The organism is Saccharothrix coeruleofusca (assembly GCF_017876325.1).
Taxonomy (GTDB): Bacteria; Actinomycetota; Actinomycetes; order Mycobacteriales; family Pseudonocardiaceae; genus Actinosynnema; species Actinosynnema coeruleofuscum.
In genome coordinates this window covers 6,066,580-6,083,617 of sequence record NZ_JAGINV010000001.1, presented here as the reverse complement: position 1 = coordinate 6,083,617, position 17,038 = coordinate 6,066,580, and the positions used below count along the sequence as shown (strand labels likewise).

General features: G+C 74.2%; 17 protein-coding genes. 14 read left to right on the top strand and 3 right to left on the bottom strand.

The annotated features are described in order from the left end of the window. Nucleotides 1-3: 3 nt before the first annotated feature. From JOF41_RS27540 to JOF41_RS27500, 9 genes are all read left to right on the top strand, one after another. A complete protein-coding gene (locus JOF41_RS27540) occupies nt 4-420 on the top strand; it encodes a hypothetical protein (RefSeq protein ID WP_189224175.1) in 417 nt (138 codons plus the stop codon). A gap of 151 nt (nt 421-571) precedes the next feature. Continuing rightward, nucleotides 572-889 (top strand): WXG100 family type VII secretion target, encoded by a 318-nt coding sequence (locus tag JOF41_RS27535; protein WP_189224176.1) that lies wholly within the window; start codon nt 572-574, stop codon nt 887-889. Nucleotides 890-973: 84 nt separating this feature from the next. Further along, complete coding sequence (locus JOF41_RS27530; RefSeq protein ID WP_209623018.1) at nt 974-1,261, top strand: WXG100 family type VII secretion target; 288 nt, start codon at nt 974-976, stop codon at nt 1,259-1,261. Between the two features lie 243 nt (nt 1,262-1,504). Continuing rightward, nucleotides 1,505-1,948 carry a 50S ribosomal protein L13 gene (rplM, locus tag JOF41_RS27525; RefSeq protein ID WP_189224178.1) on the top strand — a complete coding sequence of 148 codons (444 nt, stop codon included), beginning with the start codon at nt 1,505-1,507 and terminating at the stop codon, nt 1,946-1,948. Between the two features lie 26 nt (nt 1,949-1,974). Next, complete coding sequence (rpsI, locus tag JOF41_RS27520) at nt 1,975-2,508, top strand: 30S ribosomal protein S9 (protein WP_189224179.1); 534 nt, start codon at nt 1,975-1,977, stop codon at nt 2,506-2,508. Between the two features lie 115 nt (nt 2,509-2,623). Next, nucleotides 2,624-3,958: a phosphoglucosamine mutase gene (glmM, locus tag JOF41_RS27515; RefSeq protein WP_209623016.1), complete on the top strand. Its 1,335-nt coding sequence runs from the start codon at nt 2,624-2,626 to the stop codon at nt 3,956-3,958. Nucleotides 3,959-4,086: 128 nt separating this feature from the next. Further along, nucleotides 4,087-4,380, top strand: coding sequence for a WXG100 family type VII secretion target (locus tag JOF41_RS27510; RefSeq protein WP_189224181.1), 294 nt, complete (start codon nt 4,087-4,089; stop codon nt 4,378-4,380). A gap of 5 nt (nt 4,381-4,385) precedes the next feature. After that, nucleotides 4,386-7,157 (top strand): hypothetical protein, encoded by a 2,772-nt coding sequence (locus JOF41_RS27505; protein ID WP_209623014.1) that lies wholly within the window; start codon nt 4,386-4,388, stop codon nt 7,155-7,157. A 2-nt stretch (nt 7,158-7,159) separates the two neighbouring features. Continuing rightward, nucleotides 7,160-7,564, top strand: coding sequence for a hypothetical protein (locus JOF41_RS27500; protein WP_189224183.1), 405 nt, complete (start codon nt 7,160-7,162; stop codon nt 7,562-7,564). Nucleotides 7,565-7,580: 16 nt separating this feature from the next. Here JOF41_RS27500 and JOF41_RS27495 read toward each other — a convergent pair whose 3' ends face one another. Continuing rightward, nucleotides 7,581-8,414: a dienelactone hydrolase family protein gene (locus JOF41_RS27495; protein WP_209623012.1), complete on the bottom strand. Its 834-nt coding sequence runs from the start codon at nt 8,412-8,414 to the stop codon at nt 7,581-7,583. Nucleotides 8,415-8,537: 123 nt separating this feature from the next. Between JOF41_RS27495 and glmS the strand changes: the two genes are divergently transcribed. Genes glmS through tsaE form a run of 5 tightly spaced genes read left to right on the top strand, consistent with a single transcriptional unit; the run spans nt 8,538 to nt 14,488 of the window. Further along, the gene (gene glmS, locus JOF41_RS27490) at nt 8,538-10,400 is read left to right on the top strand and encodes a glutamine--fructose-6-phosphate transaminase (isomerizing) (RefSeq protein WP_209623010.1); all 1,863 of its coding nucleotides are present in this window, start codon (nt 8,538-8,540) and stop codon (nt 10,398-10,400) included. A 16-nt stretch (nt 10,401-10,416) separates the two neighbouring features. After that, complete coding sequence (locus tag JOF41_RS27485; protein ID WP_209623008.1) at nt 10,417-11,811, top strand: NAD(P)H-hydrate dehydratase; 1,395 nt, start codon at nt 10,417-10,419, stop codon at nt 11,809-11,811. A gap of 27 nt (nt 11,812-11,838) precedes the next feature. Continuing rightward, a complete protein-coding gene (alr, locus tag JOF41_RS27480) occupies nt 11,839-12,939 on the top strand; it encodes an alanine racemase (RefSeq protein WP_209623006.1) in 1,101 nt (366 codons plus the stop codon). After that, complete coding sequence (locus tag JOF41_RS27475; protein WP_189224188.1) at nt 12,936-14,039, top strand: alpha/beta fold hydrolase; 1,104 nt, start codon at nt 12,936-12,938, stop codon at nt 14,037-14,039. The genes alr and JOF41_RS27475 overlap by 4 nt, the downstream gene beginning before the upstream one ends. Then, nucleotides 14,021-14,488, top strand: coding sequence for a tRNA (adenosine(37)-N6)-threonylcarbamoyltransferase complex ATPase subunit type 1 TsaE (gene tsaE, locus JOF41_RS27470; protein ID WP_209623004.1), 468 nt, complete (start codon nt 14,021-14,023; stop codon nt 14,486-14,488). The genes JOF41_RS27475 and tsaE overlap by 19 nt, the downstream gene beginning before the upstream one ends. Here the strand turns inward: tsaE and JOF41_RS27465 are convergent. Both JOF41_RS27465 and JOF41_RS27460 read right to left on the bottom strand, forming a co-directional pair. Then, entirely contained in the window at nt 14,477-15,703 is a 1,227-nt protein-coding gene (locus JOF41_RS27465; RefSeq protein ID WP_209622994.1) for a carboxyl transferase domain-containing protein, read from the bottom strand. The genes tsaE and JOF41_RS27465 overlap by 12 nt on opposite strands. Further along, nucleotides 15,700-17,031: an acyl-CoA synthetase gene (locus tag JOF41_RS27460; protein WP_209622993.1), complete on the bottom strand. Its 1,332-nt coding sequence runs from the start codon at nt 17,029-17,031 to the stop codon at nt 15,700-15,702. Before JOF41_RS27460 ends, JOF41_RS27465 begins: the two co-directional genes overlap by 4 nt. Nucleotides 17,032-17,038: the final 7 nt, after the last annotated feature.

The following is a 17,038-nucleotide window of genomic DNA, read 5'->3' as shown; positions in this document are numbered from 1 at the left end:
ACGATGACCGGCACGCAGGACGCCTTCGCCCGGTTCCGCGCCGATGTCGAGGCCGCCGTGACCAGGGGCCGTCGCGCCGCCGCCGAGGGCGGTGCGCGCGCCGCGGCCCTGCGCGGTGGCAACCGGGAGCTGGCCGAGCGCGCCAGGGGCGGGCGGGTGCCCGCGGAGCGGCACGCGGCCACCTCGGCGGACCTCCAGCGCGTCGCCGCCGGGTTCCGGGCCGCGCGGGGGCTGCCGGTGGAGCGGCTGCCCGCCGCCGAGGAACTGCTCGCGCCGCCCGCGGAATCGCAAGAGCAAACGCGCGCGAATGCAAATCCGGTCGCGCCGCTCGGTTCTCGTCCACCGGCTGGCCCAAAGGGGCAACTACCCCTCAACAGCGACGATGACGAGGACTTTTCGCAAGCGCGAATCCTCTACTGACGTTCGCGGTCGCGGCGCGGGCATTTACTAGCGCAACTACTTCGCGGAAGTCCGCGACAACGGGGGAACCGGTCTGGCAAGGTCTGCGTCGGAAGAGGCGTACGGACCCAGTACGGCACGCCTGATCTCTACGACCTAGGGGGTCGCACCCATGGCTGGTTACGCAACCGGAACTCCGCAGCTGCAGCAGGCTGCGAAGGACATCACCAACACCAACGCCAACGTCCAGGGCATCCTGGGCCAGCTGCGGTCCACTGTGGACGGCCTGGCCGGCGTGTGGGTGGGCACCGCGGCCGACTCGTTCAACAAGCTGATCGAGCGCTTCAACGAGGACGCCCGCAAGCTGAACGAGGCGCTGCTGGCCATCGCGGGTCAGATGGACGAGACCGCCGTCACCTACATCCAGCAGGAAGAGGAGCAGGCGCAGGAGATGTCGAAGATCGCCGGGCGTCTCGCGGGCGGCTTCTGATTCACCGGGAATCCACTTCCCGCATTTCTCCGCTTCACCTGCCAGTCCATTCCCGCTTTCTGACCAGACCTCCAAGGGGAGACCATGAACGACCAGATCAAGGTTGACTTCGCGCAGCTGAGCGGCGCCGCGGGCGACATCTCCGGCCACGCCGCCAAGGTGCAGTCCGAGCTCGACGAGCTGAAGTCCCGCATCGCGCCCGTCGTGGCCCAGTGGGAAGGTGGCTCCTCGGGCGCCTACCAGGAGGCCCAGGCCAAGTGGGACACCTCCGCCGCCGACCTGCAGCAGGTGCTGGCCTCCATCGGCTCGGCCGTCGCCGCCGCCACCGAGGCCTACCAGGCCGCGGAGCAGAAGAACACCAACCGCTGGTGACCAGCGCTTCCGGGTGACCCTCGCGGGCCCCGCGACCTCCCCGGTCGCGGGGCCCGCGTACGTCCCACCACCGGTTGACGGGCCCCGTTTTGACCCGCTAGGCACCGACCCGGTATCTTCCTACGTTGTTGTGCGGTACTCGGCATGCTCATGCGTGCCTAGTGTTCTGGTCTTCGCCCACTGGGGTCCGGCCTGAGCAACCGCCGCAATGACCCCAGACGCAAGTGACGACGAGGTAGACCCGTGCGCACGTACAGCCCGAAGCCCGGCGAGGTGACCCGCGCCTGGCACGTGATCGACGCCCAGGACGTGGTGCTCGGCCGGCTCGCCACCCAGGCCGCGACGCTGCTGCGCGGCAAGCACAAGCCGACTTACGCACCCCACGTGGACACCGGCGACTTCGTCGTGGTGATCAACGCGGACAAGGTGGCGCTGACCGGCAAGAAGCGCGACCAGGAGTTCGTCTACCGGCACTCCGGCTTCCCCGGCGGCCTGCGCCAGCAGTCCTTCGGCGACGTGCTGGACACCCGTGCGGACCGGCTGGTCGAGAAGGCGATCAAGGGCATGCTGCCCAAGAACCGCCTCGGCCGGGCCATGGCGGCCAAGCTCAAGGTCTACACCGGCCCGAACCACCCGCACGCGGCCCAGCAGCCGCAGCCGTTCGAGATCAAGAAGGTCGCGCAGTGACCGAGCCGTACACCGAGGAAGACTCCGTGAGCACCCCTGAGGCCGTCGAGGCCGAGTTCGACGCCGTCGAGGCGGAGGCCACCGAGACCGACGTCGCCGACACCTTCGAGGGCGACGACGAGGCCGCGCAGGACGAGGCCGCGCCCGTCGTGCGGCACCAGCTGAACGGCGCCCACCACCTGGCGCAGACCGTCGGCCGCCGCAAGGAGGCCATCGTCCGGGTGCGCCTGCTGCCCGGCACCGGCAAGTTCACCCTGAACGGGAAGTCGCTGGAGCAGTACTTCCCGAACAAGGTGCACCAGCAGCTCATCCGCGAGCCCCTGGTGACCACCGAGAAGCCCGAGACCTTCGACGTCGTGGCCAACCTGCGCGGCGGCGGCACCACCGGCCAGGCCGGTGCGCTGCGCCTGGCGATCGCCCGCGCGCTGGTGGCGGTCGACTCCGAGGACCGCCCGGTGCTGAAGAAGGCCGGCTTCCTCACCCGCGACCCCAGGGTCAAGGAGCGGAAGAAGTACGGTCTGAAGAAGGCCCGCAAGGCGCCTCAGTACAGCAAGCGCTGACCCTCACCCGGTCCAGCGAGCAACACCCTGCGGGAGCAGCAGTTCAACGCGAACTGCTGCTCCCGCAGTGCATTGTGCGATCGATCACCCGGTTGACCACGGAGGCGCCCACATCATGGCCCGGCTGTTCGGCACCGACGGCGTGCGCGGTCTCGCGAACGCCGACCTGACCCCGGAACTCGCCCTGTCGGTGGCCGCCTCGGCGGCGCGGGTGCTCGCCGAGCACGACCGCTCGCACCGCCCGGTCGCGGTGGTCGGCCGGGACCCGAGGGCCAGCGGCGAGATGCTGGAGGCCGCCGTGGTGGCCGGGTTGGCCTCGGCGGGCGCGGACGTGCTGCGCGTCGGCGTGCTGCCCACTCCCGCGGTGGCGCACCTGGTGGGCGCGCTGGGCGCGGACGTGGGCGTGATGATCTCCGCCTCGCACAACCCGATGCCCGACAACGGCGTGAAGCTGTTCGCCGCGGGCGGGCACAAGCTGCCCGACGCGGTCGAGGACGAGATCGAGCAGAAGCTGGCCGCCCCCGCGCACCGCCCCACCGGCGCGGCGATCGGCCGGGTCCGCGACGTCGCGGACGCGGAGGTCCGCTACGTCGACCACCTGCTCAAGATCACGCCGCACCGGCTGGACGGCATCAAGGTCGTGGTGGACTGCGCCAACGGCGCCGCCTCGGTGGCCGCGCCGGACGCCTACCGGCGCGCGGGCGCCGAGGTGGTCGAGCTGCACACCGCGCCGGACGGGCTCAACATCAACGACGGCTGCGGCTCGACCCACCTCGACCAGGTGCGCGCGGGCGTGCTGGCCCACGGCGCCGACCTGGGCATCGCGCACGACGGCGACGCGGACCGCTGCCTGGCGGTGGACGCGCAGGGCAACGACGTCGACGGCGACCAGATCATGGCGGTGCTGGCGCTGGCCATGAAGGAGTCCGGCGAGCTGGTCGAGGACACCCTGGTCGCCACCGTGATGAGCAACCTCGGCCTGCACCTGGCCATGCGCGAGGCGGGCATCGCCCTGCGCACGACCGCGGTGGGTGACCGGTACGTGCTGGAGGAGCTGCGCGCGGGCGGGTACTCGCTGGGCGGCGAGCAGTCCGGGCACGTGGTGCTGCCCGCGCACGCCACCACCGGCGACGGCCTGCTGACCGCGCTGCGGCTGATGGCGCGGATGGCCGAGACGGGCAGGTCCCTGGCCGACCTGGCGGGCGTGATGCGGCGGCTGCCGCAGGTGCTGGTCAACGTCACGGTCGCGGACAAGGCGGCGGTGGCGCGGGCCGAGGCGGTCAACGAGGCGGTCGCCGCGGTCAGCGCGGAGCTGGGCGACACCGGCCGGGTGCTGCTGCGCCCCTCCGGCACCGAGCAACTCGTGCGGGTGATGGTCGAGGCGTCGACCCACGAGCTGGCCGAGTCGGCCGCGCGTCGACTGGCGGGTGTGGTCTCCTCGGTGCGGTGATCCGGTGTTTGCTTAGGCACCGCGATCCGGCGTTCGGCCCCCTCGCGGCTTCCGCAGCCGGCACCCTGTCCGGCGGAACCCAGGGGTGCCGCCGAGCGTCGGACCGGGGACCAGGGGAGGCGGAGGCGATGGCAGGCTTCGGCGTAGGGCCGGGCGAGCTGCAGAACGTGGCCAAGCAGTACGAGGACCACAGCGCGGACATCACCGGGCTGAAGAGCACCGTGACCCCCGCGGTGGGCGCGGGCCAGGTCGGGCGCAAGTTCCGGGGCACCGAGACCAAGTACAAGGTCTACTTCGACCGCCTGCAGGCGAGCGTGGAGACCTTCGGCCGTGAGACCGGCAACGTGGCCCTGCGGCTCAACGACGTCGCCAAGTCGTACGAGAGCAACGAAGCCGCCACCGCCGACCAGTTCAAGGGGTGACGGGCGTGGCCGACCAGAACGAGATCAAGCAGCTCCTCGACGACCCCAACGTCACCGCGGACACCAAGAAGGAGCTGGTCCGCGCGCTGGCGGGGGCGGGTGGCAGCGAGGAGGACGTGCGCCGCTACGCGGAGGCCAACGGCGTCGACGTCCCCAACGACCCCGGTTTCTGGCAGCACGCGGGCGGCGCGCTGCTGGCTCCCGTCACCGGTGGCGCGAGCGTGGCCTTCAACGTCGGCCAGGAGGTGCGGCACGGCGCCTGGACGATGGAGGGCGAGACCGCCGACAAGCTGGTGAACAAGGCCAAGGAGGAGCGCGAGCTCGGCAGCACCCAGAAGGTGCTCAACGAGACCGGCGACTTCCGCACCTCCGACGAGCTGCTCGACGCCGGTTCCCCCGGACTGCGCTTCTTCGAGAAGTTCATCCCGATCTACCAGGAGGCGGCGCCGCTGGCGGGCCACGGCGGCCGCGCGCCCGACCTCAACGGCGAGATCTACAAGAACTACGACGAGGTCCGCGAGATCGACCTCGGCAAGTTCCGCGAGGACGCCGATAAGATCAACAAGCTGGTCGCCGAGCTGGACAACCACGAGAACGGCCTGGGCACCGCGTGGAACGCGCTGGGCGCCTGGGAGGGCGAGGCGGCGCAGGCGGCCAACCAGTACAACGGCAAGTTCCTCAACACCGCGGGCGCCTTCATCCAGGACGCGAAGGGCGCGCCCGGCACCATCACCGCGGGCGCGAGCACCATCCAGCAGCAGGTCAAGGAGTTCGCCCAGCACGTCCACGACCTGTACTCCGAGCAGTGCGGCGGCCTGTCGGTGGACGAGGCCAAGAAGCAGATCCGGATGGCGCGCGGGGACATCAACCAGAGCGACTTCAGCCTCGGCGACTGGTTCTCCGGCATCCCGGACATGCTGGTGGGCGGTGCGATCGGCATCGTGGTGGGCGGCCCGGTGGGCGGTCTGATCGGCAACTTCATGGGGTGGGCCGACCACGCCAAGGAGGTCCGCCAGCGCCTGATGGAGGAGGCCAAGCAGAAGCTGCAGGTCCTGTGCCAGGAGTTCGACAGCAAGAAGCAGGCCTTCGACGGGTACTGCCAGGCCGTGCAGACCGGTGTGCAGAGCACCTACGACACGATGTTCGGCCAGTTGGAGGGGCAGCTCAAGGACAAGCCGTTCGGCCAGGTCGGCGACCCGCCGCCGTTCACCGGCGAGCAGGGCGGCCGGGAGAAGGCCAAGCAGCCGCCCGGTGGCGGTGGTGACCAGCCCGGCGGTGGCGGCGGCACGCCCGGCGGTGGTGGCGGCACTCCGGGTGGGGGCGGCGGCGCGCCGGAGATCCCCAAGCCGGAGAACCCGCTGGACAAGGATGGCGACGGCAAGCCCGACGTGCCCGGCGACACCGACGGCGACGGCAAGCCCGACGACCTCGACGGCGACGGCAAGCCCGACGACCAGACCAAGCCGGACGGGCTCAAGGGCGAGGAGCAGCCCGAGGTCGTCACCATCCGCAGCGGCGAGAACGAGATCCAGGTCACCGAGCCGGATGCCAACGGCCACGTCCAGATCACCGTGGACACGCCGACTGGCGAGCCGAAGACCTACGACGTCGACTTCAGCAAGAACCCCGACGCCTACAACGCCCTGGTGGGTCAGAACGGCGGCGGGGCAGCGCTGGCGGGCGCGCTGGCGGGCGCGGCCCCCGCGGCGGCCGGTGCCGCACCCGGCTCCGGTGCCGCACCCGGTGCCGGCGCCGCCCCGGCGGCGGGTGGCGCGATCCCGATCCAGGCGGGTGAGGACGGCAAGGCGCTGATCGAGGCGGACGGGCTGGCCATCACCGCCCAGGTCGACCCGCTCACCGGTGAGATCACCCTGTCGGTGGACAACGGGGACGGCACGCCCGAGGAGTACGGCGTGGCCTTCGGCGAGGACGAGGCGGACCGCACGCCGAGCATCCCCGGCATGGACGACGCGGTGTCGCGGCCCGCCGCGGCCGAGCCGTCCTTCACCACGATGCCCGCGCCGGATTCCGGTGTGTTCCAGCCGGAGCAGCCCGTGACGACGATGCCCGCGCCGGATTCCGGCGTTTTCCAGCCCGAGCCGCCCGTGACGACGATGCCCGCCGCGGACACCAGCGGGTTCCGGCCGGAGCCCCCGGCGGGCTTCACCGCGCCCGCCGCCGCGGCACCCACGCCCGCGTTCGGCGTCGAGCAGCCGCAGTTCGGCCAGCAGCAGTTCGCGCAGCAGCAGCAGTTCGGCCCGGCCCAGTTCGGCCAGCAGCAGTTCGCCCAACAGTTGCAGTTCGGTCAGCCCCCGGTCGACTCGGCGTTCGCGGCCTCGTCCACCGGGGGCACCACCAGCACGTCGGGCGCGTCGCTGTTCGGCGGCGGTGGCGGCGGCTTCGACGGGGCCGACTCGGTGCTCGGCGGCAAGCCGGACAGCGGGGCGGGCGACAGCCCGTGGAGCAGCCCCGGCTCGGCCTCGGCCGACCAGAGCCTGGCCGACACCAACGCCTCGCAGGCGGGCCAGCCCGGCTCCGCGACCCTGCCGTCCATGCAGGACGGCGCGCACTCCGGTGGTTCGCCCGCAGGCGGCGGCATGATGGGCGGCGGGATGATGGGCGGCGGCATGGCCGGTGGCATGGCGGGCGGCGGTCAGCAGCAGGGCGGGGACACCGAGCGCAGCCCGAGCCAGTGGCGCACCACCGGTTCGCTGTTCGACGACGACCTGAGCCTGAGCCGGGTGCAGGGCGTGCTGGGCGATGAGGGGAGCCGGTAGCCGTGAGCGTCATCGAGGTCGACCCGAGGGTCCAGGCGGCGTTCGACGAGCGGGTCGCCGCCGCCCGGCGGGCCAACGCCGAGGTCGCGGGCACCCTGCAGGCGAGCCGGGAGCGGTTGGCCGCCGAGGCGCGCGAGCGCGAGGAGCGCTTCGCGGCCGAGCGCGCGCGGATGCGGGAGAAGTCGCAGCGGTTGGTGGCGGAGGCGGAGAAGCCGCAGCGGCCGCAGTGGGAGCGCCCGCAGAGCTCGGGCGAGCTGGCGTTCGGGCCGGAGGAGGACGACGCGCCCCCGCCGCCCGCCGCCGCGCCGACCCCGGTCTACGCGCCGCCGCCCGCCCGGCCCGCGCCGCGGCGTCCCGCGCCGGTGGACGACGACGAGGACTTCGGCACCCAGAGCTGGCTGACCTGATCGGCGCTCCGGCGGGTCAGACCTCGCTGATCCCGCCGGAGCGGGCCAGCGCCGCGCGCCGGTAGGTCAGCGCGGCGCCCTTGACGTCGCTGTCCAGCAGCGAGTCCCACTGCCGCTCGCCCTTGAGGACGCGCAGCAGGAAGGCGGTCACCAGGCCGCGGGCCAGCCGCTGCGCGTCCCGCTCGCCCTTGCCGTCGAGCAGCAGCTCGCTCCAGTGCCTGCCCTCGGCGAAGCCCAGGTGGGACGCCTTGGGCAGGGACCGCAGCTGCACCGGCCCCTGCCACGCCTCGGCGATGGCCTCCGCGTGCCCGACCGGCGGGGCGATGCGGTCCTCGCCCGCCGCCAGGTGCAGGCCGGGGACGGTCACCCGGCGGGCGGCGTCCAGTGCGGACGGACGGGTCTCGGTCGCGGCCAGCGTGACCACCGCGCGCACCCGCTCGTCCTCGGCGGCGGCCAGCACCGCCGCGCCGCCGCCCATGGAGTGGCCCGCGACCGCCAGCCGCTCGGGGTCGACGCTGATGCCGCCGTCGCCCAGCCGCACGCCGGTGCACACGTCCAGCGTGGTGCGCAGGTTGCCCGCGAGCAGCCGCGCGGACATCAGCGGTCCGCGCTGGGTGCCCGGCGCCGCCGCGACGATGCCCCACGAGGCCAGGTGGCGCAGCAGCGCCCGGTAGCGGGTCACCGGCTGCAGCCAGCCGTGGCCGAACGCCACGGCGGGCAGGCCGAGTCCGGAGGCGGGGGTGTAGACGAGGCCGGGCAGGCCCACCAGGGCCAGGTCGCCGCGCAGGACCTGGTGCCCGCCGGGCCTGCTGAGCTGGTCGAGCACCTGCTTCGCCGGGATGCCGCTCACCGGGGCAACGGTAGTCGATCGCGCACTCCCTCCGCACACCTCGATTGGTCTACACCAAAGTGGGGTGTGACCAGCGCAAACGTGCGGTCGAAGCACCGCCCTGGTCTGGTTACGCTGTGCCCCGTGTGCGGAATCGTGGGATACGTGGGCCACCGCCCGGCGCTGGACGTCGTCCTGAACGGGCTGCGGCGGCTGGAGTACCGGGGGTACGACTCGGCGGGCGTCGCGGTGCTCGACGGCGCGGGCGGCCTGGCCGTCGAGCGCAAGGCGGGCAGGCTGGCCAACCTGGAGGAGCTGCTGGACCAGGTCGGCCGCGAGTCCTTCGCGGGAACGGCGGGCATGGGCCACACCCGGTGGGCCACGCACGGCGCCCCGGTCGACCGCAACTCCCACCCGCACCGCGACGCCACCGGCCGCGTCGCCGTGGTGCACAACGGGATCATCGAGAACTTCGCCGCGCTGCGCGCCGAGCTGGAGGCGCTGGGCGTGGAGATGTCCAGCGACACCGACACCGAGACCACCGCGCACCTGATCGCCATGGCCTACGCCGAGGGGGAGACCAGCGGCGACCTGGCGGCCAGCGTGCGCGCCGTGGTGCGCCGCCTGGAGGGCGCGTTCACCCTCGTGGTGACCCACGCCGACCAGCCCGACCTGGTGGTGGCCGCGCGCCGCTCCTCGCCGCTGGTGGTCGGCGTCGGCGTCGGCGAGACGTTCGTGGCCTCGGACGTGGCGGCGTTCATCGAGCACACCCGCGAGGCCGTCGAGCTGGGCCAGGACCAGGTGGTGGTGATCACCAGGGACGGCTACCGGGTCACCGACTTCGACGGCGCGGACGCCGCCGCCAAGCCGTTCACGGTCAACTGGGACCTGTCGGCCGCCGAGAAGGGCGGCCACGAGTACTTCATGCTCAAGGAGATCGAGGAGCAGCCCGAGGCGCTGGCCAACACGCTGCGCGGGCACTTCCGCGACGGCCGGGTGGTGCTGGACGAGCAGCGGCTGTCCGACCAGGACCTGCGCGACGTGGACAAGGTGTTCGTGGTGGCTTGCGGCTCGGCCTACCACTCCGGCCTGGTCGCCAAGTACGCCATCGAGCACTGGACGCGGCTGCCCGTCGAGGTGGAGCTGGCCAGCGAGTTCCGCTACCGCGACCCGGTGCTGGACCGCGACACCCTGGTGGTGGCGGTGTCCCAGTCCGGGGAGACCGCCGACACGCTGGAGGCGGTGCGGCACGCGCGGGCGCAGAAGGCGCGCGTGCTGGCGGTGTGCAACACCAACGGCGCGCAGATCCCGCGCGAGTCCGACGCGGTGCTCTACACCCACGCGGGCCCGGAGATCGGCGTGGCCTCGACCAAGGCGTTCCTGGCCCAGATCGCGGCCAACTACCTGGTGGGCCTGGCGCTGGCGCAGGCGCGCGGCACCAAGTACCCCGACGAGGTGGCGCGCGAGTTCCAGGAGCTGGAGGCCATGCCCGCCGCCGTGGAGCGGGTGCTGGCCACGGTGGAGCAGGTGCGCGCGCTGGGCCGCGAGCTGGCCGACTCCAAGGCGGTGCTGTTCCTTGGCCGCCACGTGGGCTACCCGGTGGCCCTGGAGGGCGCGCTCAAGCTCAAGGAGCTGGCGTACATGCACGCCGAGGGCTTCGCGGCGGGCGAGCTCAAGCACGGTCCGATCGCGCTGATCGAGCAGGGCCTGCCGGTCGTGGTGGTGATGCCCTCGCCGAAGGGCCGCGCGGTGCTGCACTCCAAGCTGGTCTCCAACATCAGCGAGATCCAGGCGCGCGGCGCGCGGACCATCGTCATCGCCGAGGAGGGCGACGAGACGGTGCGGCCGTTCGCCGACCACCTCATCGAGGTGCCCGCGGTGTCCACGCTGCTGCAGCCGCTGATCTCCACGGTGCCGCTGCAGGTGCTGGCGGCGGAGATCGCCCGCAGCCGCGGCTACGACGTGGACAAGCCGCGCAACCTGGCCAAGTCCGTCACCGTCGAGTAGGGCAGGCTTGATCCCCATGCGGGGTCTGTGGACGACGGCACGGGTCAGGGCGGCCGAGGAGCGGGTGATGGCCCGCGTGCCCGCCGGGTCGCTGATGCGGCGGGCGGCGTTCGGCGTGGCCACCGCGGCGCTGGAGCTGCTGGGCGGCAAGCGCCGGGTGGGGCTGCTGGTGGGCGCGGGCAACAACGGCGGCGACGCGCTGTGGGCGGGGTACTACCTGCGCAGGCGCGGCGTCGCGGTCCGGGCGGTGCTGCTCGCCCCGGAGAAGGCGCACGCCGAGGGGCTGGCCGCGTTCCGCCGGGTCGGCGGCCGGGTGGTGGACCGGCTGGGCGAGGTCGACCTGGTGGTGGACGGCATCGTCGGGCTGTCCGCGCGCGGCCCGCTGCGGCCCGACGCCGCCGAGCACGTGGCGCACCTGGACGCGCCGGTGCTGGCGGTGGACCTGCCCAGCGGCATCGACCCGGACACCGGCGCGATCACCGGCCCGGCGGTGCGCGCCGCGATGACGGTGACCTTCGGCTGCCTCAAGCCGGTGCACGCGCTGGCCGACTGCGGCGAGGTGCGGCTGGTGGACATCGGGCTGGGCCCGGAGCTGGCGGGCCCGGACCTGGCCGAGCTGGACGACGCGGAGGTCGGCGCGCACTGGCCGGTGCCCGGCCCGCAGGACGACAAGTACACCCAGGGCGTGACCGGGGTCGCCGCCGGTTCGGCGACCTACCCCGGCGCGGCGGTGCTGGCCACCGGGGCCGCGCTGCTGGCCACCTCGGGCATGGTGCGCTACGCGGGCGCGGCGGCCGACGGGGTGCGGGCGCGCTGGCCGGAGGCGATCTGCACCGGCTCGATCACCGACGCGGGCCGGGTGCAGGCGTGGGTGGCGGGTCCGGGCCTGGGCACCGGCCTGAGCGCGGAGGCGGTGCTGCGCACCGTGCTGGAGGCGGGCGTGCCGGTGTGCCTGGACGCGGACGCGATCACCATGCTGGCCAACAACCCGGACCTGTGGGACGCGCGCGACCCGGACACCCCGGTGGTGCTGACCCCGCACGACCGGGAGTACGAGCGGCTGGCGGGCGAGGTCGGCCACGACCGGGTGGCGGCGGCGCGGCGGGCGGCGGAGAAGTTCCGCGCCGTGGTGCTGCTCAAGGGCCACGTCACGGTCGTCGCCGGGCCGGACGGCCGGGTGCTGGTCAACCGGGCGTCGGGCTCGTGGGCGGCCACCGCGGGCTCGGGCGACGTGCTGTCCGGGCTGATCGGCGCGCTGCTGGCGGCGCGGCTGGACCCGGTGCTGGCGGCCGGGTGCGCGGCCCGGCTGCACGCGGTGGCCGCCGAGCGGGCCTCCGGCGGCGCGCCCATCCCGGCTTCGGCGCTGCTGGCGGCCGTGCCGGACGCCATCCGGGCACTGCGGTCCGGGTGATCCCCGCTGTGCCACCATGGGGGCGTTATGGCTGCTCCTCGCGCTGAGGTCGTGATCGACCTCGACAACCTCCGGCACAACACCGCCTACCTGGCCGCCCTCGCGCCGGGCGCGGCGGTGATGGCCGTGGTCAAGGCCGACGGCTACGGGCACGGCGCGGTGGAGGTGGCCAGGGCGGCGCTGGAGGCGGGCGCGTCGTGGCTGGGCTCCTGCTCGCTGGCCGAGGCGCTGGCGCTGCGCGCGGCGGGCGTGACCGCGCCGGTGCTGGCGTGGCTGGACCCGCCGGGCACCGACTTCGCCCCAGGGCTGGAGGCGGGGGTGGACCTGTCGGTGGCCTCCTCGCGCGCCCTGGACGAGGTGGTGGACGCGGCGCGGCGCACCGGCAGGCGCGCGGCCGTGCACCTGAAGATCGACACCGGGCTGTCCCGCAACGGCTGCCCGCCCGAGGACTGGCCCGCGCTGGTCGAGCGCGCCGCGAGCACGCCCGAGGTCGAGGTGCGCGCGGTGTGGTCGCACCTGGCGTGCGCCGACGAACCGGGCCACCCGGCCACCGACGCGCAGGCCGCCCGGTTCGCCGAGGCGCACGCCGCCGCGGTGGCCGCCGGGCTGTCGCCGCGCAGGCACATCGCCAACTCGGCGGCCCTGCTCACCCGCCCCGACCTGCACTTCGACCTGGTCCGGCCGGGCATCGCCCTCTACGGGCTCAACCCGGTGCCGGTCGAGCACGACCTGCGCCCGGTGATGACGTTCCGCTCGTCGGTGGTGCTGACCAAGCGGGTGCGCGCGGGCACGTCGGTGTCCTACGGGCACACCTGGACCGCCAAGGCCGACACCACGCTGGCGCTGGTCCCGGTCGGCTACGCCGACGGCGTGCCGCGCGCGCTGTCCAACCGGATGCACGTGTGGCTGGCGGGCGCGCGGCGCCCCGTGGTCGGCCGGGTCTGCATGGACCAGGTGGTGGTGGACTGCGGTGACGACGCGGTGGCCGAGGGCGCGGAGGTCGTGCTGTTCGGCGACGGCGCGCACGGCGCCCCCACCGCCCGCGAGTGGGCCGACACCACCGGCACCATCGACTACGAGATCGTCACCGGGATGTACCGGCCGAGGGTGACCAGGACCTACCGGTGAAGACGCTGTGGAAGGCCGTCGGCGTGGTCGGCGGCGTGCTGGGGGCCGCCGCCACGGGCGTCGCGGTCGGCGTGGCCGCCAACCACAAGAAGGTCTCCCACGACCGGCGGGAGATCGACCCGCTGGCCGACGAGCCGCTGGGCAGGCTGGTGCCCGACCGCGAGTCGACGGTGGCCGCCGACGACGGCGTGCCGCTGTCGGTGGAGGAGGTCGACCCGGCCGACGGCGGCGCGCCGGAGCTGACCGTGGTGCTGGTGCACGGGTTCGCGCTGGACCGCCGCTGCTGGCACTTCCAGCGCCGCGACCTGGCCGAGCTCACCGGGCCGAGGGTCCGCCAGGTGCTCTACGACCAGCGCAGCCACGGCCGCTCCGGCCGCTCGGCCGCCGAGTCCAGCACCATCGAGCAGTGCGCGAAGGACCTGGACGCGGTGCTGCGCGCGATGGCCCCGGAGGGGCCGCTGGTGCTGGTCGGGCACTCCATGGGCGGCATGACGATCATGGCGCTGGCCGAGCAGCGGCCGGAGCTGTTCGCCCAGCGGGTGCGCGGCGTGGCGCTGGTGGGCACCGCGGCGGGCGCGGTCGGCGGCGCGGGCCTGCCCAGGTCGGTGCTGTCCCGGTACAACCCGGTGACCATGGGCGTTGGCAGGCTGGCCGGGTTCCAGCCGGGCGTGGTGGAGTGGGTGCGCCGCCGCGCGGGCACGCTGACCTGGAGCGGCATCCGGCTGCTGGCCTTCGGCGACCGCGCGGTCAGCACCTCGCTGGTGGACCTGATGGACCGGATGATCGGCGGCGTCACGGTGCGGGCGCTGACCGAGTTCCTGGAGACCCTGGGCACCCACGACCGGTACAAGGCGCTGGCCGGGCTCAAGCACTGCGAGGTGCTGGTGATCAGCGGCGACGCGGACAAGCTGACGCCCTTCTCGCACGCCGAGCGGATGGCCGAGGAGATGCCGCACGGCGAGCTGGTCCGCGTGCCCGGCGCGGGCCACATGGTGATGATGGAGCGGCCCGAGGTGGTGACCGGGCACGTGATCGGTCTGATTCGGCGCAGTGCCGCCGAACGAGGCGGAGGCAGGCGGCGGTGGTATCGACGAGCGTGAAGCTGCCCACGGTGGCGGACACCGAGGGGTTCGGGCGCAGGCTGGGCGGGCTGGTGCGGGGCGGTGACCTGCTGCTGCTGGCCGGGCCGTTGGGCGCGGGCAAGACGGCGCTGGTGCGCGGCCTGGCCGAGGGCCTGGGGGTGACCGGCCGGGTCAGCTCGCCGACGTTCGTCATCGCGCGGGTGCACGAGCCCGCGCCGGGCGGGCGGGGCGTGCCGCTGGTGCACGTCGACGCCTACCGGCTGGGCGGGCACCTCGACGAGCTGGACGACCTGGACCTGGACACCGACCTGGTGGACGCGGTGGTCGCGGTCGAGTGGGGTGAGGGCGTGGCCGAGCGGCTGTCCGAGGACCACCTGCTGATCCGGCTGGAGCGGCAGGACGACGACGTGCGGGTGGCGCACCTGGTCCCGCACGGCGCGTGGGCGGAGCGGGAGCTACCGAGCTGAGCTGTCCCCGGCGATCCCCCGCACCACGCCCAGCTCGACCAGGTCCTGCGGGCGCAGCTTGAGGTCCTCGGCGAGCGCGCGCACGTCGTCGCGCTTGAGGATCGCGGCGGCCGGTTCCGGGGCGATGACCGAGAAGTAGGCGTCGGGCGCGATCCAGGTGTGCTCGGGCGCGGACAGCGCGAGCGCCCCGCCCGAGCCGCCCTCGCCGATGACCAGGGTGGTGATCGGCACGCGCGCCTCGGCGACCGCGGCGAACAGCCCGGCGATGGCCGAGCCGACGCCCGCGCGCTCGGCGGCCGGGTCGTTGGCCGCGCCGGGGGTGTCCACCAGGGTCAGCACCGGCAGCGCGAACCGCTCGGCCAGCCGGATCAGCCTGGTCGCGGTGCGGAACCCGGCGGGCGTGGTGGCCGAGCCGGTCTGCGCGGCGTAGGCGATGGCCCGCCCGCCGCGCCGCCCCAACCCGCACAGCATCCCGGGGTCGACGCCGCCCGCGCGGTCGCCGCTGAGCGCGACCCGCTCGTCGAAGTAGTCGTCGAGGTAGGCGGCGGCGCGCGGCCGTCGCGGGGACCTGGCCCGCAGCACCGCGTCCCAGCCGGTCGCGGGCAGATCGGTGGCGCCCAGCGGCCGGGGCACCTCGGCGGGCACCGCGTCGCCTCGGGTGAGCAGGTCCAGCACGCGGGCCAGCACGGCGTCCAGCTCGTCCGGCGGCACGACCGCGTCCACGGCGCCCGCGGCGAACTGGCCCTCGGCGGTGTAGGCCGGGTCGTCGACCGGGCGGACCCGGCTGCCCGCGAAGCCGACCTGCGCGCCGGGCAGCGCGAGCACCACGTCCGCGCCCGCGCCCAGCGACGCCCACACCCCGCCGGTGGTCGGGTCGCGCAGCACCGCCACGTGCGGCAGCCCGGCGGCCCGGTGCGCCGCGCACAGCCGCGCCACCCGCTGCAGCTGGCGCAGCGACAGCATCCCCTCCTGCATCCGGCTGCCCCCGGTGGCGATCAGCGACACCAGCGGCAGCCCGGCCGCGCGGGCCTGGCCGAACGCCTCCTCGACGAGCGCGCCGGTGGCGGTGCCGACCGAGCCGCCGAGGAACCGGAAGTCGAAGGAGAGCACCACCGCGTGCTGCTCCCGCCGCCAGGACACCGACTCCGGGCCACCGGTGCGCTCGCGCGCCCGCGCGAGCTGCGCCTCGTAGCCGGGCCAGCCCAGCGGGTTCACCGCAGTTCCCGCTTGAGCACCTTGCCCATCTCGTTGCGCGGCAGCGACTCCACGTACCGCACGACGCGGGGCCGCTTGTGCGGGGCGAGCAGGCGGGCCACGTGGTCGCTGAGCTCACCTTCGGGCGCGGGCTCGCCCGAGGGCACCACCCACGCCACGATCCGCTCGCCGAGGTCGTCGTCCGGCTCGCCCACCACCGCCACCTCGGCCACCGCCGGGTGCTCCAGCAGCGCGTTCTCGATCTCGCCCGCGCCGATCTTGTAGCCGCCGCTCTTGATCAGGTCGGTGGCGCGGCGACCGACGATGCGCAGGTAGCCGTCGGGTTCGAGCACGGCCAGGTCACCGGTGCGGAACCAGCCGTCGCGGAACGCCTCCCGCGTCGCGTCGGGCCGGTTGAGGTACTCCAGGAACAGGTTCGGCCCGCGCACCTCGACCTCGCCGATCTCGCCAGGCTCGGCCACCACCCGCACCTCGACCCCGTCCAGCGGGAGCCCGACCGTGCCGGGGCGGCGGTCGCCGGAGGCGCGCACGCTGGTGTTCATCAGCGTCTCGGTCATGCCGTAGCGCTCCACCACGCGCTGCCCGGTGAGCCGCTCGATGCGCTCGTGCACGGTCGCGGGCAGCGCCGCCGACCCGGACACCAGCAGCCGGGCGCGGCCGAACGCCGCGGCGTGCTCGGGCGCGGCGGCGATCCGGTGGTACATGGTCGGCACGCCGAACACCACCGTCCCGCCCTCGTCCAGCGCCTCGGCCGCCGCGGCGACGCTGAACGAGCCGAGGTGGCGCACGGTCCCGCCGCGCCGCAGCGGCCCCAGCACGCCGACGACCAGGCCGTGCACGTGGAACAGCGGCAGCCCGTGGACCACCACGTCGTCGGCGGTCCACTCCCACGCGGCGGCCAGCGCGTCCAGGTTGGACGCCAGCGCGCGGCGCGGCAGCACCACGCCCTTGGGCGGCCCGGTCGTGCCGGAGGTGTAGACGACCAGGGCGGGGACCTCGCCGTCGGGCTCGGGCAGCTCCACCGGCTCACCGGCGGGCAGCTCGTCGTCGATCACCAGGTCGGGGGCGCTGTCGGAGAGGATGTGCGCCAGCTCGCGCTCGCCGATCCGGGGGTTGAGCGGCACCACGGCCGCGCCCGCCAGCAGCGCGCCAACCACCGCGACGCAGGTCCGGGCGTCCGGCCGGGCCCACACCGCGACCCGCCGCCTGCCGACCAGGCCGTGCGCGACCGCGCGGGCCTCGTCGGCCAGCTCCCGGTAGGTCAGTTCCCGGTCGGGGAAGCGCAGGGCCGTGCGGTCGGACGGGGAAGCCAGCGCGGGCAGCAGCATGACCTCA